The organism is Nostoc sp. PA-18-2419, from assembly GCF_005869855.1.
Lineage (GTDB): Bacteria > Cyanobacteriota > Cyanobacteriia > Cyanobacteriales > Nostocaceae > Nostoc.
In genome coordinates, this window is the sequence record NZ_SZNH01000009.1 from 236,030 (window position 1) to 257,060 (window position 21,031).

Sequence of the window (21,031 nt, forward strand, 5' to 3'; positions counted from 1 at the left end):
TGAAAAAATCTAATTCCATCGCTGGGCAAAAAGTAGAGTTAAAAAGCGATGTACACTAATTAAACTGTAAAATATGACGGTTGTATTCTGTGTCCCATTGTGATTGAGCGTTATACTGTGCCCGAAATGGGTAATCTGTGGAGTGAAGCCTATAAGTTAAAAACCTGGCTGCAAGTAGAAATCGCAGTTTGCGAGGCTCAGGCTGAATTAGGCTACATTCCAGCTGCTGCGGTTGAAGAAATTAAGGCAAAGGCAGATTTTGACCCAAAGCGGGTGCTAGAAATTGAAGCTGAAGTTCGCCACGATGTGATTGCTTTCTTGACAAACGTCAATGAATATGTTGGCGATGCTGGACGCTATATTCATTTAGGGCTAACCAGTTCCGATGTCTTGGATACAGCTTTAGGGTTGCAATTGGTTGCGAGTTTGGATGTGTTATTGCAACGTTTGGAAGATTTGATTGGTGTGATTCGCCAAAAGGCACAGGATCATCGTCATACAGTGATGATTGGCCGATCCCATGGGATTCACGCCGAACCAATCACTTTTGGTTTCAAGCTAGCTGGCTGGTTGGCAGAAGTGTTGCGACACCAAGAACGCCTGAAAATTCTCCGTCAAACCATTGCTGTGGGTAAAATTTCTGGTGCGGTGGGCACTTATGCAAATGTTGAGCCGCGTGTAGAAGCGATCGCTTGCCAAAAACTCGGACTGCAACCCGATACTGCCTCAACACAAGTGATTTCCCGCGATCGCCACGCCGACTATGTGCAACAATTGGCGCTATTAGCAGCATCCATCGAACGCTTTGCTGTGGAAATTCGCAATCTGCAAAAAACAGACGTTCTAGAAGTAGAAGAATTCTTCGCCAAAGGTCAAAAAGGCTCCTCAGCCATGCCACACAAGCGCAATCCCATCCGTTCGGAACGGCTGACAGGAATAGCGCGACTTGTGAGAAGCCATGCTGGTGCAGCCTTGGAAAACGTCGCCCTCTGGCACGAGCGGGATATTTCCCACAGTTCCGTAGAACGGGTAATTTTGCCAGACACTTGCACTTTGACACATTTTATGGTTTTAGAAATCACCGACTTAGTGAAAAACCTGCTGGTATATCCTGAGAACATGGAACGAAATCTAAACTGCTACGGCGGCGTTGTGTTCAGTCAAAAAGTGCTACTTGCCTTAATAGACAAGGGATTGAGCCGCGAACAAGCTTATGCGATCGTTCAGGAAAGCGCTCACGCTGCTTGGAACAAGCCACAAGGCAATTTCCAGGACTTGATTAGTAAAGACCCCCGTGTTACCCAAAAATTGTCTCCAGCAGAACTAGAGGTGTGTTTCGACCCCCAACAACACTTGCGCCATTTAGAAGAGATTTATCAACGGCTAGGTATTTAAGTTTCGTTGGTCATTGGGAGTGGTGACTGTTGAGAGCCAGTTGCTACCCTGCGGATTCTGCGTTAGCGGCACAAGCCGATGGCAGTTCCTCTTTGGGGAAACCACCTTTGTGCGGACTGACTTGAAAGAGGGGTGTAAGGGTGTAGGGTGTGGGGTGTAGGGGAAAATACATTTTTCATGCTTGGTGGTGAAACTTGTTTGATCGGGACTGCCTTGGGAACCCATCCAAAGCACATTCCGCACCCAGAACTGTCACAAACAGAAATAACAAGGAATTTTGGGGCTAGTTTCTGGATTAAAGACCAAAACAGGAGAGAGAAAGTTAAAAACTCAACCAGAGTTAGCTAAAAAATTAATCGTATAAAAAATACTGCATAAAAAAGTAGGGTTACTGAAATGAAGATATAACTCAAAAAGTTGATAATTGATAACCTTAACTATCAGAATCGTCGCCTTAATTTTCTCCAAACTTTCTTCCCCTACTTAGAAAACTGGGAGTTTCTGACGGGAGCCGCTACAAGCGCATCAATTAGCCTACGCCTAAGTCTTGTATACTCTGGAAGATTATTCTGCTCAAAGGGTGAGGAATCGTTCTCTTCAATGCTTGATACTTAAGTATTGAATTGCAAATAACTATCAAAACAACCAAGTGATGAAAGATGATCGATTAGAGATGCAAGACCCCCGGCAGCAATATCCCGCTCCGCCCTTTCCCCAACAACCGCAGCCCGTACCAGGACTTGCTCAAAAGATGCAGCCCCAACCGGATCACGGTGAGCAGAGCTACATTGGATCTGGAAAGCTTGCAGGTCGGAAGGCATTGGTCACGGGAGCCGATTCTGGTATTGGCCGCGCTGTTGCAATCGCATTTGCACGGGAAGGTGCTGATGTGGCGATCGGCTATCTTAAGAGCGAGTCTGCTGATGCTCAAGAGGTGATCGAATTGATTGAACAATCAGGACGCAAAGCGGTTGCACTTCCTGGTGACATCACCGACGAGCATTTTTGTCAAAAGCTGGTAACAGATGCAGTGCAATCTTTGAATGGTTTAGATATTCTCGTGAACAATGCTGGCGCACAGACATCTTACCCCTCAATTAGCGACATCACGACTGAGCATTTTGATAAAGTGATGAAGACAAACCTCTACGCGCTATTTTGGATTACCAAAGCAGCCGTTCCACATCTGTTGCCCGGAGCATCAATTATTAACACTACTTCGATTCAGGCATATCAACCTTCAGCGAGTCTGCTTGACTATGCGATGACGAAAGCGGGCATTGAGAATTTCAGCAAATCTCTCGCCAAACAGATGATCGAGAAGGGAGTGCGTGTTAATGCAGTCGCACCCGGTCCATTCTGGACACCACTACAGCCGAGTGGTGGTCAGACCCAGGATAAGATTGAGAAATTTGGTTCTGAAGTTCCGCTCGGAAGACCCGGTCAGCCTGTGGAAATTGCTCCTGTGTATGTGTTGCTTGCTTCTCAAGAAGGCAGTTACATTACCGGAGAAGTTTATGGTGTAACAGGTGGCATCGGGATTGCCTAGTTCAAAATGTTGAAACGACTCTAGAAGAACTTTTATAAGAGTCACCGATCTTGAAAATAGGGAAAACTTCCAGATTAATTCTGGTTGGTTAACTGCGATCACTCTAGGCGATCGCATTTTTATATCGAGCAGTTCAATTGAGTTGGGAGCAATCTTGAACACTGACATTTACGATTCATGTTGATACCAAGTCCGGCTAATTAGTTATAATTCCCGAATCTATACAGAAAGCTCAAAAACCTTTCCCCATTGCCCCTAATCCCTACTTCGTGGGGACCTCGAATTCCCGATCTCCTCATCTCCCCATTCTCCAAAAAAGAATACTTGTAGTTTACTGCTATAATTATCACTATCAGTGGGTAGTATATATAACAAATACTTAGTTATTTATTCGTGCTGCGAGTGCTTTGATGATTGAAATCCTAGCCACACTCTCTGCCTCTGCGGCAGCAGGAATAAGAATAGGCATACCTTTGCTAATTATTGGACTGTTGCAGGGTAGTAGCTTGTGGTCGCAAATTCCAATTTTATCTCACATTTCTGAACCAATACTATTAGGCTGTCTTACTAGTTGGTCCTTAATTGAATTGTTAGCTTCAAAAAAGCTATGGGGACAAAGATTGCTACAACTGATTCAGTTACTAATGTCTCCCCTCGCGGGGGCAATTATGGGATTAGCAGTAGCTTCTGCTACAGCAACACCAAACTGGCTGATTGCCTTAACTGGGGGTTTGTTAGCTTTAGTACTCCAGCTAGTTCAAGTTGGTTGGTTCTATCGGTTACGCGGCTTACCGTTGTGGGCAGTGTTTCTTCAAGATACCTTATGTATTGCTCTAGTACTCTTTGCCTTTGATGCTCCCTGGCAAGGAGGACTAATTGCTTTAATTCTCCTATGGTTTGCAGTTCGTAGCGGTAAGCAGTGGTATGACTGGTATCGGCAGGGATTAAAAACTAGGGACTAGGGATTGGAGATTATTCTCCCTTTCTTTGCCTCCTGTGCCCCTCTACCTCTGTGCCAGTCTCCAGTCACCAACGCCCTTTACTGCAAAATGCCAATCATATGCAATATCCCGTGACCGGTAATCAGCTCGATGATTAGAGCAATGAAGCCAAGCATAGCAATGCGACCATTCCAGACTTCAGCACTAGTAGTTAGACCCCACTCCCAACGCTCTTGGGGATACATTTTCACCATTTTTTTCATTTGCGCTGCTTGCGACAACTTGAAACTGGGTTTTTGAAGCGCATCAACTACTAATTCCGCCAGTGCATTAATGAATACTGGATGGGTATTGGGAGCAGGTACGCGACGGAAGTTATGAATTCCTGCTTCTTCTGCGACTTCTCGATACTCAATATCAATTTCTTGTAATGTCTCAATGTGTTCTGAGACAAAACTAATGGGTACGACTACCAAATCTTTCACGCCTTGGGCGGCTAGTTCTTTAAGGGCATCTTCAGTATAAGGTTGTAGCCATTCTACTGGGCCAACGCGACTTTGATAAGCCAAGGTGTGGACATTGGGTCGATTAAGGGTCTGCATAATTAAGGCAGTACATTCCTCAATTTCTTGTTGGTAGGGGTCGCCTGCTTCTTCAACATAGCTTTTGGGAACGCCGTGAGCGCTGAAGAAAATATGAACCTCGTCAGGATTGGGAAATTGGTCGACTTCTTGGGCTACAAGTTCCGCCATTGCTTTGAGGTAGCCTGGTTGTTTATACCACGAAGGAATGACAGTGTAATCAATCGGTTGAAGTTTGGGATCTTCTTGCCAAAGCTTTTCTAAAAGCCGGAAGCTAGAACCACTGGTACTGATAGAAAACTGGGGATAAAGTGGTAAGATTACCAGGTGTTCTACATTATCTTGAGTAAGTTGTGCGATCGCCTCTTCTGTATACGGATGCCAATAACGCATTCCCACATAAATTTTGGCTTCTTGACCCAAATAGCCCAACTGTTCTTTTAGGGCTTCTCCTTGGGCTTCCGTAATCCGCCGTAGTGGCGAACCACCACCGATTTGCTTATAGTTTTCTTGAGATGTTCTGGTTCGGCGCGTAGCAATAAACCAGGCTAGGGGCTTTTGCAACCAACGAAACGGTAGGCGAATAATTTCCGGATCAGAAAATAGGTTGTACAAAAACGGCCCGACATCTTCTAGCTTATCAGGGCCACCGAGATTGAGTAATAAGACGCCTACACGACCCATAGCAGTTACTTTCCCCCAATCTTTTCAGGTTTTTTACTAATGTTAACAATATATCTTTATTAAATATAAAGCTTAATAGCAAGGAAATATGCAATGGCAACAATTTTAAGAGATTGGAGTTACCGCTATCAGTGGTTTTATGATAATATTTCTCGTCTGGCAGCCTTGAGTGTAGGTGGTGAAGCCCGTTTTCGCCAACTTGCTTTGCAACGCTTAACAATTGACTCAGATACTCAGATTCTAGATTTATGTTGCGGCAGTGGTCAAGCAACGCAATTTTTGGTAAAACTTTCACAAAATGTAATAGGGCTGGATGCTTCACCCTTTTCTTTGCAACGGGCGCGGCAAAATGTACCATTAGCTTCATATGTAGAAGCTTTTGCAGAAGAAATGCCATTTGCAGATAATCTGTTTGATGTGGTGCATACTAGTGTTGCACTACACGAAATGCAACCTCAGCAATTACGAAAGATTATTTATGAGGTTTATCGGGTGTTAAAGCCTGGAGGGGTATTTACACTCGTAGATTTTCACACCCCCACGAACCCGATATTTTGGCTTGGAGTATCAGTATTTTTGTTGTTGTTTGAGACACAAACAGCTTGGGAATTATTAAAAACTGATTTACCTGGTTTGTTGGCAAAAACTGGGTTTAAAGTGAGTAAGCCAACTTTGTATGCAGGTGGTAGTTTGCAAGTTATACAAGCGAAAAAGTAAAAAATAGAAGTTGATTTATATCAATCAATCTCTGTTACTAGCCATTATCACTCACTAATTACAGTATTGGGTATAATGAAAAATCACAAATTTTAGGAGATTTAATATGTCTAATCAAAAATTATCTGTAAGTTTAAAATTGTTAATTATTACATTGATTACGGGTGCTAGTGGTTTAGCTATCAGTCTGCTTTTTGGCACAGTCCAACCTAATGATCTATTGAGAATTAAGCAGCCAAAAAGCGACAAGAAGAAAGTAACTCAAGAGCAGGCAATGACTGCATCTACAGAAGCTTCATTAGCAACAAACCAAATGAATCAAGTGCCAAATAAATTTCAGGGGACAGTGATTTATCAAGCGAAACTTCAAGCAAATGAAAAAGTTATCGCCCTCACTTTTGATGATGGACCAGGTCCCAAAAATACAGCACAAATATTGGAGATTTTACAAAAAAATCAGATTAAAGCTACGTTTTTTATGATTGGGGAAATGGTGAAATATTTTCCCCTGGTTGCTAAGCAAGTTGCAGCCGATGGTGAAGTAATTGGCAACCATACATGGCATCATTGGTATCGTCATATGGATGTAGCTACTGCGGCTAATGAAATAAATAGTACAGCAGACATCATTTATCAGACTACAGGAGTGAAAACTACTCTCTTACGTCCCCCTGGTGGCTTTTTGAATAATGGATTAGCCGACTACGCTAAAAGTCACGAATATACTGTTATCATGTGGTCAGAAGAGTCGGGAGACGCTCAACGTCGTTCGCCTCAGGTGCCAAGGATGGTCAAAAATGTACTAAAAGATGCCAAACCAGGGGCAATTGTGCTAATGCACGATGGTGGCGGTAATCGTTCTCGGACTGTCCAAGCTTTACCGCAAATTATCGACGGTTTAAGGGCGCAAGGTTATAGATTTGTGACAATACCGGAACTACTACAAATCCAAGCCCAAGAAAAAATAGCAACAGCAGGATCGTCTGTAGTCACAAATCATGAATATCCAAACAATCAGCTTAATCATTAGCGATCGCATACAGCCAGCTGTACCTCTAATTTTTTCACCATTGCGCGAATTAGTAACTGAAAAATCGGGGGTATTAAACCTGGGTGTAAAAGGAATAACGGTGGTTGTGGCTACCTCAAAAATTGGATTATCCAATTGAGTTGGATATTTAAAAAAGTGCTGAAAACCGTCGGTGATGCTCTGTTTTTATCTCTGCGTACCTTTAGATTTAAATAAAAGATGGATTTGCCAATCGACTCTCGAACGACGCCAAATTATTCAAAAACTTTAAACTCTAATTTACAAATTAGAGTTTAATCATTTATTTATATTATTTAGATATTAATACTCTAGAAATTTATCAAGTTGAATTACGGAATTTTTAGTAATTATCAAATATAGCATAAGGTGGAAATGTCTGACTATCAACTTTAGGCTCAACTAAATACCATTTCAATCTATTAGAAGAACTAATTTTTTTAACAACTTATGATGAGAAAACCTCTATCTGGGGAACGATTTAGCACTTAAGTCAGATGAAGTAAATATAGAGTGCTAAAGCAAATGGACATTGTGTTCTATGAAACTCAATTATTTAACAAAAGGACTCTCCACTTTAGGACGTTGGATAGCTACAGGATTATTCTGTGTATCAGCGATCGCTTTTATTTGGCATGGTGCATTTTTAGTTAACAGCTCAGCGATGGCTAGCCCCGCAATCAATTTAATTGCAGCCGCAGATCTCGACGATGCTAAAAGCAAAGCCAATGAAGATGCTGGACGAACCAAGGGTTTCGTTCAAGAAACACGAGACAAGCTCAAGGAAACAGCGAGAACCAATGCCAATAAAGTAGACGACGCAACAGATAATGGTAGCTTTATTGGGCGCAAAGCCCAAAGGGATGCAGCTCGAATCCAGGAAAGAGCAGACCAAGATGCAGATCGCACACAGAAAGCGATAGACGATACCAAAAATGTTGTTGAACGCGCTGTTGAAGGCATCAAAGATGCTTTTAAATAGACAATAGTGCAACAAGGCAAAACTAAAAGTCTAAAGGTAAAAGAAACAACTCTTATTCTTTAGACTTTTTGCTCATATCATCTAGTAAATCGCTGCTTGTAATGGGGTTTTTCAATTCAGACAACTGGCATTAAGGACGTTAAGAGATTTTTCCTCCCATCTGTTTGGAGTCTTTCCTTACCCTCCGACATGGATACCAGGACGCCTTTCAGGATCTTTTTCAGCGCGACGCACTACTTCACGGGTAATCACAGCAATATCGCCTTCACCGAATAAAATAAAACGCAGTAAGTATTGTATGGGGTTTCCCTCGACCCAGCCGAAGTAAGCATGGGGAATCTTACCTGTTTGATCGCGAATATATAATAGTAAAGCTGCGATCGCATTAGGTACTGCTGCACTCTCGGCACGTAGGATACGGTAATCACCAACTTGTAGCCCTTTTACTTTTACCACTTCAGCAAATTCCGAAGCATCTGACACCTTAATTTCGAGAAACAGAATTGGATCGTCCGGTGGAATATGATTGTCATCACGCACTTCTTTCTCTTTTAAAAAATACTCTAGGGCATCGCCTGTATTCAAGCGATTTGCAATTATTCGTATTGCTCCTTGGCTTTCTTCAGCAATGAACTGATGGGCATTATCATCAATCTCAATTCGCTCAACTCGCAGTTCAGTTGAACGCCAAACGCGAGAAATTAGGGAAGTGAAAATAATCGCACCGATAAAACATGCAGCAATCCGAATCCCTTCTGGTCTTTCGATGATATTAACAACAGTGGTATACACAAATAACACTGTAATAATTCCAAAGACAAAGGTTGCGCGCTTCTCTTTGTGACGGCGAGCTGATAAAGTGACAGCAAAAGCGGCTGAGGTAATCAACACCAGTACCCCAGTTGCGTAAGCCCCACCTTGAGCTTCCACATTTGCTCGGAAAATAATTGTGACAAAAAAAGCGATCGCTGTATAGACTAATACTAAAGGTCGGCTGACTCGTGCCCAATTCGGTGCCATGCCATAGCGTGGCAAGTAACGAGGCACAATATTTAGCAGCCCTGCCATTGCCGATGCACCTGCAAACCATAAAATGGAAATAGTGCTTAAATCGTAAATTGTACCAAAAGCATTACCAAAATACAGGTGTGCCAAATAAGCAAGGGCACGTCCGTTGGCTTTGCCTCCTTGGGCAAATTCTGCTGCCGGAATTAGTAGAGTAGTTATAAAACTGGTAGTGAGTAAAAAGAAGCTCATGATCACAGCAGCGGTTGTAAGCAGCTTGCGTGTATTCTCAATCCTAGCTCTAGGATACTGGGGAGTGTCGCTGCTGCTACCTTTGACTAGGGGCATCACTGTAACGCCAGTTTCAAAGCCTGACAGTCCCAAAGCTAACTTGGGGAATACAATGAGAGATACACCAACTAGTATCAAAGGATTAGAATGGCGACTAAACAATGCAGTTTGCCAGTTGGGTAGTGCTTCTGGGTGAGTTAGGATCTGATAGAAACCAACGCCAACCACAATGAAGTTTAACAGCAGATAAACTGCCACTAAAAACACTGCAATCCCAATCGCTTCTTTAAAACCTTTGAGGAAAACCGCGCCTAGTAATGCAATTAATATCAGAGTAATAGGGATTGTCTGATTGTGAACCCAATTTGCAGCCAGGGGATTTTCGATAATATGGGCTGTAGCATCAGCAGCCGACAGCGTAATTGTGATAATAAAGTCCGTTGCCACAAACCCCAGTAGGCATAGTACAAGTAATTTGCCTTGCCACCAGGAGAGCAAACGCTCTAACATAGCGATCGACCCTTCCCCATGATTGCTTTCGGCAGCAATGCGCCGATAGATGGGCAATGCGCCAAATAGCGTTAGCAAAACTAGAATCAGCGTCGCCACAGGAGAAAGAGCGCCAGCAGCCAGTGCTGCAATCCCAGGCTGATAGCCAAGAGTCGAGAAATAATCTACACCAGTCAAGCACATTACCTGCCACCAAGGATGCTGGCGATGTGATTCTTCCTTGTGGTAACGCCCTTGCCGCTTTCGTCTATCTTCTTCCAGCAACCAGCGAATAAACTGTTTGCTGAGCCGTTTTTTTGAAACAATTGATTTAGCCATCAAATACGCTTGTGTTGCAAAAGTCAAAGTGACTCATAGAATCTTGGCTTTTCTCTTTGCACTCTCTATTTTGCAAGAGTGCAGAGTTAGAAGTATTGGAATTGGAAGTTAGGAGTTATTCTCCTTTTTGTCCTCCCAGTTCCTAGTTCCCACTGCCTGAAGAATTTGCCAACATTACATAGGTTGACAGGAATAGAGCTAACTGTTATTATCCATTAAATTTGTAACTTTTGAGAGCCAGTTCGCTTAACAAAAAACTCGCCTACGCTACTGTTGTTTTGACGTTCCTACAAATAACAGGCAATGCTTTGCAGTGACTCTAATCTTAAAAATGAGCAAATTACACAAAAGTACAATTTTATTCAAATGTTAAAAATTATGCTTAATATATGCTGTTTTTCGTGCGGATGTACTGGGGACACTGGTATATTTTGCGCGTTACAGAACAGCCTGTCATAGACATCGCTTCTATTTAAGCTCAACAATAACCACCATATATCTGATGTAAGTCCGGAAATGGTTTTCATCTGATTGTAATTACATGAGTTGGAGATATAAAAATTATAAAATAAACATCTGCCTAAAGATAGATTGTTTAACAATTGCTGTTTGCTTAAGTATTTTTCATAACTACTCCTTTCCCGCCAGAAGATTACGGCTCATGTAATATATAGTATTATTTAAGTAGTGCGGGGGTAGCTGAAGTGCATAAATCTCTGCTGAACCGAACATTCCAACTAGTAGTCTGCCAACTAGACTTAGACTTGTAGCAAAAATTGTACTACAAGCATCAACAAGAATATTTGCGTCAAAGATTATTAGCAATTAAATACTTGTATGAGGGTAAAACCAGAATACAAGTGTCGGAATTACTAAACTGTACATATAAAACTTTATCAACTTGGATAGAAAATTTTCTTGAAGACGGGTTGAATGAATTAGTTAAACCAATAGCCCATCGAGTACCGTCTAGATTAAACTCAGAGCAAAGGCAAGAACTCAAAATAATGTTTCTTTTATAACCTTATGTATTACTTTTTCCTACATTATCGGTAATCTTCTAGCGGGAAGGGAGTAGTACAGCAGAGCGGAAATAAAACAACCATTTTAAATGTCTGAAACCCTTGCGAAAAGCTAATTATAAATTACTGTCTTCGCAGTTCGCCGTGTCCTCTCCCAAGGGGAGACGCTTTATTTAGTGCAACGAGGTCATTCATTACGTAGCTTGCTTCTCACCGGAGGCGAGTATTATGAATTACCCCTTGCCGTACTAGCTAAACACCTACGTGATAAGCTGTTACACATAAAAATTGCATATTTTGGATTGTTGCTTAATTGCTCAATTTCTCTCCCATCTCCTTATCTCCCTGAATCCCCACTTTGCTAGAAAATATTCTTCTACTTCAAGAAGTTGTTTGGAGAAAATTTTCTTTTATTTGGGGAATATTCACAACAGTGCATCGCTTCTTCAGTGAGAACAATGGAAGGGTTGACTGCACATTTTAAATAATTATTATTTGAATAAAATCGACAATTTTTACAAGGAACTTTGTGCGAAATAGTGATGGGAAATGCTACCTTATAATTTAACAATGACTGGATTTTTTGCAACATCAATAAAAAAACTACCCAGCCGATAATAAACCCAAGAGGTGATAAAGATATAGCTAAATCTGGGATAGTCAATTCTTTTGTTGGCGGTTGCTGTTTTTTTATTTCACTATGGATTACTTGATGCAAATTTTTATCAGCTACTACAGTTTTTTGCAGAATTTGATTATCATACATATTCTTCATCTTTCGCTATGATGTTTAATGCTTTTATTTTGGGAATTTCTAACTCTTGTAAACTTCAAAACCTAAACGAGGCTGCACATGCCCCTATTGACTTTTAGGCTTTACCCGAGGCTAGCTGACGCTCAAGAGTTATTTGTAAATTATTATTTCAAACATCCTCCATATTATCTCTGCTAAATTATTTACATCTCAAAAAATTAGGTAAGCAAGTATATTAATAGATTAAGTTTATTCACTTGTATTTCAATTAACTTAAAATTAGTAAAGAGTTGTGAGTACATTAGGTGAAAGTTAAAATTTCGTATTTACCAAGTTTTAAGTATATATTTAGCAAAATAAAATTTTAGCTATATCTGTCAAGAGTTTTGCTTATTATTTACAGTTATATATCCAAGGGAAGAAGTTATAAATTAACCGACTTAATCAATATTATTATGTTATAATTAAGCATAAAATTCATAAATTTACTCTACATTGTAAGTACGTAAACACAAAGTAATATTTATTACTTAAATTAATGTGTGAGTCGRTTAATGAATTGATATAAATAATTGAGAAATAATCATACTTGAGATTTTCTCGATTTGGTTAACTACCAATATCAGTTTTATAATTATTACTATATTACTTTTTATATAGCAATTTATGGCTTTAAAAAAGCGGTGATCGCTGCCGTGATTTTCAGAATTAAATATTATTTTGTTGCCTAGATTAAGTTTATTTTAATCTGAGCTTACTCTTTTTTATTTTAAATACAATTATTTTTGCATTAATAGCTTAATTTTGAGATTTTTTTGCTTAAATTGGGATTTTTAGAGTATCTTAAATAACTCAACTGCTTTGATAATTATATTTGATTGAGTCTTGTGGTATTAATTATTAGAAAATGTATGTAGAATATAATTTAAAATCTAAAGTTTATTCATAAACTATAATTAAAAGTAAATTAATAAACTGAGAATAATTTAATTATGTATTTACCTATATATTTTTTTTGAGACAAATTAATTAGATTAGTTTAGTAATTTATTATTAATAAATAGTTCTCTAAAGTTAAAATATATAAATTTATTTTTTTTTAGAAGATAAAAAAGTAATAGGATGCTGAATTTTATTAATACTCTGGATTTTAGTGAATGAGACCTTTGTTCGGAAGTGAAAAAATTTTTTCAGTAATTAGACAGATATGGTATAAGACATAATATCTAGATTGATTGAGGTGTCAGACAATACTCAATCATTAGATTACAAATTACTAATATTCATTTTGAGGCAATAATTTATGATAAAATTTTGGCGAGAAACAATAATTTTTGTTCTCACAACAATTGTGCTGACAATGGTGATAATTTCTCACAATCCAGTACCTATTGCTGAGGCACAATCTTCAACAACATCAACAACTAATAGGTCGCTTCTTTCTGTAGCTTATCCAAATCGAGCGCTAAGTGCTTCTCCCGCACAACTACCACCATTGCCTTATGGTTATGGGGCACTAGCAAAAGCAATTGATACTGAAACAATGAAATTGCATCRTGACGCGCACCATGCTAGCTACGTCAACAACTTAAATGATGCATTGAAGCAGTATCCAAATTTGCAAAAAAGAAGTGTTGAAAGTTTACTGCTGGATTTGAACAGCGTACCTGAAGATATTCGCACAAAAGTACGTAATAACGCTGGTGGTCACCTCAATCATACAATTTTTTGGCAACTGATGAGTCCCCAAGGTGGTGGACAACCATCGGGAGCGATCGCTCAACAAATTAATCAAACTTTTGGTAGTTTTGATGCCTTTAAAAAACAGTTTAATGCAGCTGGTGCAGCTCGCTTCGGTAGTGGCTGGGTTTGGCTAGTACGTAACCCTCAAAATCAACTTCAAATTGTAACTACAGCCAATCAGGATAACCCAATTATGGACGGTTTTTATCCGATTTTGGGTAATGATGTCTGGGAACATGCTTATTACTTGAAATATCGCAATCGTCGTCCTGAGTATTTAAATAATTGGTGGAATGTAGTGAATTGGCCGCAGGTTAACAGGCGAGTGCAACCGCCATCGCAATAATAAGAATATTTCTAGCGATCGCCATCAAAACTTAATAGGAATACTGTACTGGGTATGTGAGTTAAATGCGATCACTATCTTCAAAACGTCGAAATTTTATAGCTGCATTGCAGTTTAGATGAATTCGCCAATAAAGTCGTTTAGCGCTGGAGTTCCTTTAACTATAACCCTACGATTACGACAAACTCCCAAAGGCCTACATACATTGAGCTTAAAAGCTCGATTAAACGCTGCTTCTGATTCAGAACCTACTTGAATTGCTATTTTGGCAATGCAGAATGAAGCAGTAGTTCTCTAAAATACCACACTGTAGGAAACATTACTCTTATATCCCCTACAGATGTGGTTCAAATAAATGAAAATTGCTGTAATAATTACTAATTACGAATTTTTAAAGCTCGCTGTTTATAACTGACTATCCATAATAAAACGATTAACAGTACAAAAGCTTTGACCGAGGATGGCTCTACTACCTTCTTCACTTCAGTAGGGGTTTGAGGATTGATAGTACACGGAATTTCAATAATTTGTGTGTGATCAGAGCCGTTACTATTGGGAGTCAGGTCGCATTCTCCTTTGTTGGTGAGAGACAAAGGCGGGCTTGTGGTGGTAGGAGGCAAAGGTGGACTTGTAGAAGAGGAAACAGATGGCTGACCTGAAGAATTATCGCCACCCAGTAATAGAAGCAAAATTAAACCAAGACCCGCAACTCCAACTATTGGCCAGAGTGGAAAGGAATCAGGTTTGTCTTGTACGATGACATCTCCTACAGAAGCAGGTGAAGTATCGAGGCTTACTGCTTCTGCGTCCAATGGTACTGGATTGTCACCCAGCAAAATATTTCCTGGGGTATCTTCTCCTAAGAGCTGATTGAATTCTTCGGGAATCGCATTATTAGGGCGTCCGAATTCTCCACCGTCTTTGGAGTATGGAAACGACAGTACTTCAAAAATCCTGTTTTGAAGTTGATTCCCATCACCAGAATTTAACGCATCCAAGCCTCTAGATATTTTATCTAAATAAAATTTTGTCATTTCTGGTGACAGATTTAGAGACTCAATCTGCTGCTTAATATTGGAAATTTTTGAGGCCTCTTCAAACAGCAGTCGTCCATATGACAATTTCAAGTTTAGTAATCCATTTCGGAGGCTAAGCGAGTTATTGACTCCTGAGTATGGTGCCCAGTAAAACTGCTTGGTTACAAGTCCGAGTCCTTCTACTGGGTTACGACCTAAAGGTTGTCCCATAAGGTATTGAGATCCATCCATGATTGTGGAGGATTGGTTTTTCCAGAATGAAGCGAAAGGTACTTCAGAAAGATTAGGATTGTTACCGTAAAAGCTGGCAAAATTCTGGAAGTTTTTTTCCCCACCGGCTGCTCGGATCAGTAGATTTTGATAACTAGTTCCACCATTGAGGTCAATTAATCGCTGAATTACCGTTCCAGTTTTATTGCAAGTCAAACCAAATCCCACATTACATGCAGGAATTACTCGCATCTGACTTAGATTCTGGTTATTGATTTGATACTGGAGATACTCAGACTCGAGTCCTCGTTGAATACCATAGCGGCCAATATTTAACTGTGCAGAAGCAGACTGACAGCTAGCGAATGCTACTGCAACAGATGAAAATGCGATGGTTGCAATGTGAACTGCTTTGAGCATTACAATTCTTTGAACAATTGATTTAGGCAAGATGTACCTCCACTGGAGACTGGGTATTGGGTATTAGGTATTGGGTATTGGGTTAGGAAAACTCTTCCCTAGTCCCCATTCCCCACTTCAACTCTTAGGTAAATAAATATTGATTGTGATTCCAGTACCTTTGAGATTTCCTGATGAGAGTGTGTGATACAAGACCAATGCCCGATTTGGCTGGTCAAAAAGAAACCCACGACGTGTGGGTTTAATCTTCCCTTGTTTGACTAGGGAAACGAAGGCTTCTAAATATCGACGTATACCTTGACGGTTCTCTTGGCTAGTATTCATATGATGCTCAATTACCATCATAAAAAAGTCCAAGCTCCGATTTTCCTGACCTTGAATCAAACTACCCTCATCTAAAAAAGAACTTGCTACAAGCCTGTTATCAACTTGTTTAACTTTAAAAATAGTAAAGTAACGCCCTTCTTGTTTAGGGTCGTTCGCATAACAAACCCAGGAACCTTCTTTATTTTGTGTAAAACCTTGTTCAGCAAGGTAAGAAAGCAAAGAATTAGTTGCCTTGGTTTGTGGTGGAGGTAATAAATCTTCAATGGGATCTAAAGAGCAAATCCTCTGGGTTATTTTTTGTTGAGAAACAGCAGGAGTCTGTTGAGTGTTGACACGTATAGGCTTGTCATCCGACATTGCGATGTTAGACATTGCAGCCAACGCAGATACTTGGAAAACAAACGCTCCAAACAAACGAATAATAGTATTCATGTTTTACCTGTTACTTTTACTTATGTTGTCAATAATCAAGTCATTACTAAATCAGGATCGTCTAGTAGTCTTAAATCATTTGCTAAATTTAAGTGTTTGCTTCATCTGGTGAATTAATTTTGGATTTTGCGAAAAGTTTGAACGCAGGAAATCTGCGTAGAGCCAAAACACTTGCCTTACTCCTACAAACAAGCAAGCTACAGCAAGTATCTGCTAAACAACAGAAAGCATCGAAGCTTTTCAAAACAAATTGCCGTGTAGCATTAGCAAGTCCCAAACGTGTTTGGAATTGCAACACAAGGGTATGGGACTTGATAGCGTAACGTTAGTGAGTCATATAGTGTTGATTTTAAATTTGGGATGAAAGGATTTGTTCTACCCACTAGGGGTATGATTTAATCTCAAATCTCAAATCGGTGCAATCAAAGGTTAGCTAGGTTTTCATAAATCAAATAGGATGATTTGATATAGGTAACTCCACATGAATATACACAAACATCATCTAAGGAAAACACACAATATTAAAGTTTTTTTGACAAGACAAAACTTGCTTTCCGATATTTTTGGACATACGAAAAACAACTGACATATCGTCAATTTTTTATATCAAAGAGCTAATTTTTTACCATTCTTTAAGAAGATTTTTGAGTTACCTTCCTAGCCAGAATGTTTACTAAAAAAGAGCTTTTTTAGCTAATTAATAGCTTCTATAACCAGAATTATAAAAGCCTTATACTTTGTACAGTAAGGTTTTTACTGATTCTGGTGGGAAATTAAATAATGTTTTGTTTTTTTGGAAGTAGCACACCTGACTAGCTGTTTCAGCATGGTTGAAACTCAATGTATAAAATAATATCTCTCGACTGTAAAATAATATTACCATGAGCTTGAGACATGCAATACTTTTGTGGACAGTTGTCAAAGTTGTACACCGTGAATTGTAACTAACTCTTTATAAAATTTTCTGGCAAATAGCTGAAACTAAAAGTCAATTGACTTACACATGCTTAGTATTTTAGAATTTAATACTATTATTCTTTATCGTAGTATTTAATGTTTTAAATGTAACAATAAAAGAAAAGTAACTACGGATAATGAAGATATTCTGATTACTGAATAAGTGTGATTGGCTGAATCAGCTAGAGGCGATCGCATTAAACAAAGTTAAGTTATATTACAACTATAAAATCATGATTTACGTAACTGTTTTTATTAAATGCTTCATCAGGGTATAACACTCAGAAAAAGCAACTTTTTAGAGAAGTTACTAATCTTGTCATTCACCAATGATTAGAGTATTGCTATAAGATGGTACTTTGCTACTTTTTCGGCTGCTTTTGTTTATTAGAAGGAGTTGGAGATAAACTCAAATTTGGGGTTGGAGGTTGCTTTACTGCATTTAATTCCTCTTGCAGCATTTTCTGATAAATTTTAGGCAAAGAGCTACTAATAGAGTTAGTTTCTATGCCATATCCCAAACTTGTCCAAGTGGGAGAAAGTCGGCGCAAAACATCATTTAATTTTCCCTGACGCAAGAGTTGAGAAATATTAGTTCCCCAAACTTTTGAATCATCTAACCAACGGTAAACTACTATGTCTTGATACTCTGGTTCAAAACTATAATTAACCCAAAACATCAACCGCATTGGGTTCGGATGATAACGGGGGGCTATATGATACCAGGTAGTGTTAATTATTTGATATCTACCAGCAGCAGTGGAACAATTACCTGTGTTGGGGCCTGTGATAATTGCGACGCATATCTCAGGATGTCGGCTGAGGTCGCTAACTTGTTGTCCACCATACAACAGAGAATAGGGACGGTTACTATTTGCCTCACTTGCCGAGATAGTTCGCATTAAAGCGCGGATATAAGGGTCACCTTGCTTCATCACCAAAGGTGGCTGCCTAATTTCAAAGATGGGATCGGAGGGCAATCGCAATTCTCCTTGAATATACCACTGCAACAAACAGACAAACCCAAGAAGCGCCGCTATTGGCCCAATAAGTTTTTCAACACCTTTGAATTTAAAGTCTTTCAGAGTTCGACTCCTTAAAATTCGCTTTTTTAGCTAACAACAATTATCGACGAACTCATTGTGACAAAGTTCGCGTTTGTTGTCAGTTATCATTCACAGTTCGCTAATTTTTTTAACTTTTAAAAAACTGGGGAGTTGAGAGTCAGGAAAAATACTAACTACCCATGAAAATCCTGCCTTCTTTAGTTGAAAAGTGTATCTCAAGAAAGATATTGTGAGATTTTGTTGATGTTTAAATTAGCAACGCAGTTGTATGCATTAAAGTAGTAGCTGATATACAAGGAGAACAGATGTCCGGAACTACGTCAAATTCAGAAATGCTCTATCGAGTTCTTGGTAGTACAGGAGAGAAAGTTTCTGCCATCGGACTTGGTGGTTGGCACATCGGTTTAAAGAACGTTGATGAGCAACTGGGTATCCGGATTGTTCGCACAGCAATTGATCGCGGCATTACTTTTTTGGATAATAGTTGGGATTACAATGACGGAGTCAGCGAAATTCGCATGGGGAAAGCACTACGCGATGGCTACCGAGACAAAGTATTTCTGATGACCAAAATTGATGGTCGCTCTAAGAAAGCAGCAGCAAAACAGATAGACGAATCACTTCAACGTTTGCAAGTAGATTATATCGATCTCGTTCAGCATCACGAAATTATTCGTTACGAAGATCCGCATCGAGTTTTCGACCCAGAAGGTGCGAATGCTGCCTTTATTGAAGCACGGGAAGCTGGCAAACTGCGATATATTGGCTTCACCGGACACAAAGACCCCCATGTGCATCTCCACATGCTGGAAGTTGCAGCCAGTCAGGATTTTAAGTTTGATTCAGTGCAGATGCCACTAAATGTAATGGATGCACATTACCGCAGCTTTGAGAAACTAGTTGTGCCAGAACTGGTTAAACAAAATATCGGCGTTCTCGGGATGAAAAGTTTAGCAAACGGTATACTTTTGCGCTCTAAGACTGTAACGGCAATTGAATGTTTACAGTATGCTCTGAATCTGCCAACATCGGTTGTAATTACTGGAATTGACAGCATGGAGATTTTAGAGCAAGCCTTTACAGCAGTGCAAACATTCCAGCCAATGAACGAACAGCAAGTGCGATCGCTCTTAGCAAAAACAGCACAAGCAGCATCACGCGGAGAGTTTGAGCCATTCAAAACTTCATCAATTTTCGACAGCACTGCCCAAAATCCAGATTGGTTAGGAGAAGAACCACAGCGCATCCAGCAATTGATGCCGACCTAATCAAACAGAGGTCTTTCTCTGTCTGATACATAAATAAGATAAATCACATCTAGCTGGGATAATCTGAAATTATACATTTCTTGTAGGGCTGCTCAATACAAAATAAAAGTCAACGGCTTTGTTGAGAGAGTCGTTGACTTTAATTTTTTGCGCCACCCATCTTATACCATAATCGAGCAGCAATGGATTGATTCCCAACTCCTGTAGCTGCTGTGGGTTAAGCACTTTCAGTTGAGATGTTGCACCTCAGCATTAGCCCACTCTGCAATGAATTACAGTTTCAACAACCTAAAACTCCGCTTAGTTGGCTCAACACTCCACGCGAGTGTGAACTTTTTCTGTTAGCCCGAACTTTTAGTTCAGGGTGGGGCGATCGCCAAAATGCCTGAAATACGTCTTCTTGAGAATGGTGCAACATCTGACAGAGGAATGGAAGCGGAATTTTAAAAATTTTTCTCTAGTTGTAAGTATTTCCCCTAGTTCTCCCCTATTACTTTCTAAATTCAAATCATCAAAGCAGAGAACACCGCACAAAACAAGCGCATCTGCACTAAGTCAAACAAAACAGAGGATACGGAAATGCTACAACAAATCAAAGAATTACTTGAAAACACTCAACTACAACAAAAATTAACAGCAGCAGCTAACGAAGCAGAAGCCATCAAACTACTGTTAGTTGCCAGTGCAGAAAAAGGTTATAACTTCACAGTTGAAAGCGTGTCTCAAGTACTTAATGAGTTAGCATCTATGGAATTCGGCGAACTGAGTGAAGAAGAATTACTCAGCGTTAGTGGAGGGATGGCTAACACTGGTCACAGCCACATGTCATGTTGTACCGATTGTCCCAAGGGTAATGGTCAATGTTGATATTTCAGCACTTAGCTAACAATATTATTGATTGAGACTAGGTGTCAGCGTAAGGGAAAGAGTGAGAACTTAAAACTACCCAATTCCCATTTTCCCAGTACCTAATCCTTTAATTAAATTGTCTAAAAATTTTCTCTAATTGCAACTATCTCCCCTAGTTTCACCCTATTGCTTTCTAAATTCAAATCATCAAAGCAGAGAACACCGCACAAAACAAGCGCATCTGCACTAAGTCAAACAAAACAGAGGATACGGAAATGCTACAACAAATCAAAGAATTACTTGAAAACACTCAACTACAACAAAAATTAACAGCAGCAGCTAACGAAGCAGAAGCCATCAAACTACTGTTAATTGCCAGTGCAGAAAAAGGTTATAACTTCACAGTTGAAAGCGTGTCTCAAGTACTCAATGAGTTAACATCTATGGAATTTGGCGAACTGAGTGAAGAAGAATTACTCAGTGTTAGTGGAGGGATGGCTAACACTGGTCACAGCCACATGTCATGTTGTACCGATTGTCCCAAGGGTAATGGTCAATGTTGATATTTCAGCACTTAG

Annotated in this window: 19 protein-coding genes; 12 read left to right on the plus strand and 7 right to left on the minus strand. The window is 39.7% G+C overall.

What is annotated here, in order from left to right:
- The first annotated feature begins 99 nt into the window (after positions 1-99).
- The gene (purB, locus tag FCR06_RS12300; protein WP_138499966.1) at positions 100-1,395 is read left to right on the plus strand and encodes an adenylosuccinate lyase; all 1,296 of its coding nucleotides are present in this window, start codon (positions 100-102) and stop codon (positions 1,393-1,395) included.
- Between the two features lie 43 nt (positions 1,396-1,438).
- Here the strand turns inward: purB and FCR06_RS34240 are convergent, their stop codons facing one another.
- Positions 1,439-1,567, minus strand: a complete 129-nt coding sequence (locus FCR06_RS34240; protein WP_262984664.1) for a hypothetical protein — start codon at positions 1,565-1,567, stop codon at positions 1,439-1,441.
- A 480-nt stretch (positions 1,568-2,047) separates the two neighbouring features.
- Here FCR06_RS34240 and FCR06_RS12310 point away from each other — a divergent pair, with 480 nt between their 5' ends.
- Complete coding sequence (locus FCR06_RS12310) at positions 2,048-2,944, plus strand: SDR family oxidoreductase (protein ID WP_138499970.1); 897 nt, start codon at positions 2,048-2,050, stop codon at positions 2,942-2,944.
- A 410-nt stretch (positions 2,945-3,354) separates the two neighbouring features.
- A complete protein-coding gene (locus tag FCR06_RS12315; RefSeq protein ID WP_138499972.1) occupies positions 3,355-3,906 on the plus strand; it encodes a DUF4126 domain-containing protein in 552 nt (183 codons plus the stop codon).
- Between the two features lie 77 nt (positions 3,907-3,983).
- Here FCR06_RS12315 and hemH read toward each other — a convergent pair whose 3' ends face one another.
- Entirely contained in the window at positions 3,984-5,150 is a 1,167-nt protein-coding gene (gene hemH / locus FCR06_RS12320) for a ferrochelatase (protein ID WP_138499974.1), read from the minus strand.
- Between the two features lie 93 nt (positions 5,151-5,243).
- On the opposite strand from hemH, the gene FCR06_RS12325 reads away from it, so the two are divergent.
- The 4 genes from FCR06_RS12325 (at position 5,244) to FCR06_RS12335 (ending at position 7,897) form a co-directional block, all read left to right on the plus strand.
- Positions 5,244-5,867, plus strand: coding sequence for a class I SAM-dependent methyltransferase (locus FCR06_RS12325; protein WP_138499975.1), 624 nt, complete (start codon positions 5,244-5,246; stop codon positions 5,865-5,867).
- 106 nt (positions 5,868-5,973) lie between these two features.
- A complete protein-coding gene (locus tag FCR06_RS12330; protein WP_138499979.1) occupies positions 5,974-6,897 on the plus strand; it encodes a polysaccharide deacetylase family protein in 924 nt (307 codons plus the stop codon).
- Positions 6,866-7,036 (plus strand): hypothetical protein, encoded by a 171-nt coding sequence (locus FCR06_RS32570; RefSeq protein WP_189523397.1) that lies wholly within the window; start codon positions 6,866-6,868, stop codon positions 7,034-7,036. The genes FCR06_RS12330 and FCR06_RS32570 overlap by 32 nt, the downstream gene beginning before the upstream one ends.
- 420 nt (positions 7,037-7,456) lie before the next feature.
- Entirely contained in the window at positions 7,457-7,897 is a 441-nt protein-coding gene (locus FCR06_RS12335; RefSeq protein WP_138499981.1) for a hypothetical protein, read from the plus strand.
- 177 nt (positions 7,898-8,074) lie between these two features.
- Here the strand turns inward: FCR06_RS12335 and FCR06_RS12340 are convergent, their stop codons facing one another.
- Complete coding sequence (locus FCR06_RS12340) at positions 8,075-10,021, minus strand: APC family permease (RefSeq protein ID WP_138499988.1); 1,947 nt, start codon at positions 10,019-10,021, stop codon at positions 8,075-8,077.
- A gap of 803 nt (positions 10,022-10,824) precedes the next feature.
- Between FCR06_RS12340 and FCR06_RS34765 the strand changes: the two genes are divergently transcribed.
- Complete coding sequence (locus tag FCR06_RS34765) at positions 10,825-11,043, plus strand: helix-turn-helix domain-containing protein (protein ID WP_223280117.1); 219 nt, start codon at positions 10,825-10,827, stop codon at positions 11,041-11,043.
- 376 nt (positions 11,044-11,419) lie between these two features.
- On the opposite strand, the gene FCR06_RS12350 is transcribed toward FCR06_RS34765, so the two are convergent.
- Positions 11,420-11,818, minus strand: coding sequence for a hypothetical protein (locus FCR06_RS12350; protein ID WP_317616816.1), 399 nt, complete (start codon positions 11,816-11,818; stop codon positions 11,420-11,422).
- A gap of 1,282 nt (positions 11,819-13,100) precedes the next feature.
- On the opposite strand from FCR06_RS12350, the gene FCR06_RS12355 reads away from it, so the two are divergent.
- Positions 13,101-13,886: a superoxide dismutase gene (locus tag FCR06_RS12355; RefSeq protein ID WP_138499992.1), complete on the plus strand. Its 786-nt coding sequence runs from the start codon at positions 13,101-13,103 to the stop codon at positions 13,884-13,886.
- 377 nt (positions 13,887-14,263) lie between these two features.
- Here the strand turns inward: FCR06_RS12355 and FCR06_RS12360 are convergent, their stop codons facing one another.
- From FCR06_RS12360 to FCR06_RS12370, 3 genes are all read right to left on the minus strand, one after another.
- Entirely contained in the window at positions 14,264-15,583 is a 1,320-nt protein-coding gene (locus FCR06_RS12360; protein ID WP_223280114.1) for a hypothetical protein, read from the minus strand.
- Between the two features lie 87 nt (positions 15,584-15,670).
- Entirely contained in the window at positions 15,671-16,312 is a 642-nt protein-coding gene (locus FCR06_RS12365) for a hypothetical protein (protein ID WP_138499995.1), read from the minus strand.
- Positions 16,313-17,631: 1,319 nt separating this feature from the next.
- Positions 17,632-18,282: a glycoside hydrolase family protein gene (locus tag FCR06_RS12370; protein ID WP_223280115.1), complete on the minus strand. Its 651-nt coding sequence runs from the start codon at positions 18,280-18,282 to the stop codon at positions 17,632-17,634.
- 359 nt (positions 18,283-18,641) lie between these two features.
- Between FCR06_RS12370 and FCR06_RS12375 the strand changes: the two genes are divergently transcribed.
- The 3 genes from FCR06_RS12375 (at position 18,642) to FCR06_RS12385 (ending at position 21,016) form a co-directional block, all read left to right on the plus strand.
- Entirely contained in the window at positions 18,642-19,604 is a 963-nt protein-coding gene (locus FCR06_RS12375) for an aldo/keto reductase (protein WP_138499999.1), read from the plus strand.
- A 579-nt stretch (positions 19,605-20,183) separates the two neighbouring features.
- Positions 20,184-20,471, plus strand: coding sequence for a Nif11-like leader peptide family natural product precursor (locus FCR06_RS12380; RefSeq protein ID WP_138500001.1), 288 nt, complete (start codon positions 20,184-20,186; stop codon positions 20,469-20,471).
- Positions 20,472-20,728: 257 nt separating this feature from the next.
- Positions 20,729-21,016 (plus strand): Nif11-like leader peptide family natural product precursor, encoded by a 288-nt coding sequence (locus tag FCR06_RS12385; RefSeq protein WP_138500003.1) that lies wholly within the window; start codon positions 20,729-20,731, stop codon positions 21,014-21,016.
- Positions 21,017-21,031 lie beyond the last annotated feature (15 nt).

Excerpts from the sequence above, each read along its gene's own strand:
- FCR06_RS32570 (WP_189523397.1), top strand. The coding sequence starts at position 6,866 with ATGAATATCCAAACAATCAGCTTAATCATTAGCGATCGCATACAGCCA.
- FCR06_RS12330 (WP_138499979.1), top strand. The coding sequence starts at position 5,974 with ATGTCTAATCAAAAATTATCTGTAAGTTTAAAATTGTTAATTATTACA.
- FCR06_RS12325 (WP_138499975.1), top strand. The coding sequence starts at position 5,244 with ATGGCAACAATTTTAAGAGATTGGAGTTACCGCTATCAGTGGTTTTAT.
- FCR06_RS12350 (WP_317616816.1), bottom strand. The coding sequence starts at position 11,818 with ATGAAGAATATGTATGATAATCAAATTCTGCAAAAAACTGTAGTAGCT.
- FCR06_RS12315 (WP_138499972.1), top strand. The coding sequence starts at position 3,355 with ATGATTGAAATCCTAGCCACACTCTCTGCCTCTGCGGCAGCAGGAATA.
- FCR06_RS12375 (WP_138499999.1), top strand. The coding sequence starts at position 18,642 with ATGTCCGGAACTACGTCAAATTCAGAAATGCTCTATCGAGTTCTTGGT.
- FCR06_RS12310 (WP_138499970.1), top strand. The coding sequence starts at position 2,048 with ATGAAAGATGATCGATTAGAGATGCAAGACCCCCGGCAGCAATATCCC.
- FCR06_RS34240 (WP_262984664.1), bottom strand. The coding sequence starts at position 1,567 with ATGTATTTTCCCCTACACCCCACACCCTACACCCTTACACCCCTCTTT.
- FCR06_RS12340 (WP_138499988.1), bottom strand. The coding sequence starts at position 10,021 with ATGGCTAAATCAATTGTTTCAAAAAAACGGCTCAGCAAACAGTTTATT.
- FCR06_RS12385 (WP_138500003.1), top strand. The coding sequence starts at position 20,729 with ATGCTACAACAAATCAAAGAATTACTTGAAAACACTCAACTACAACAA.
- FCR06_RS12380 (WP_138500001.1), top strand. The coding sequence starts at position 20,184 with ATGCTACAACAAATCAAAGAATTACTTGAAAACACTCAACTACAACAA.
- hemH (WP_138499974.1), bottom strand. The coding sequence starts at position 5,150 with ATGGGTCGTGTAGGCGTCTTATTACTCAATCTCGGTGGCCCTGATAAG.
- FCR06_RS12365 (WP_138499995.1), bottom strand. The coding sequence starts at position 16,312 with ATGAATACTATTATTCGTTTGTTTGGAGCGTTTGTTTTCCAAGTATCT.
- FCR06_RS12335 (WP_138499981.1), top strand. The coding sequence starts at position 7,457 with ATGAAACTCAATTATTTAACAAAAGGACTCTCCACTTTAGGACGTTGG.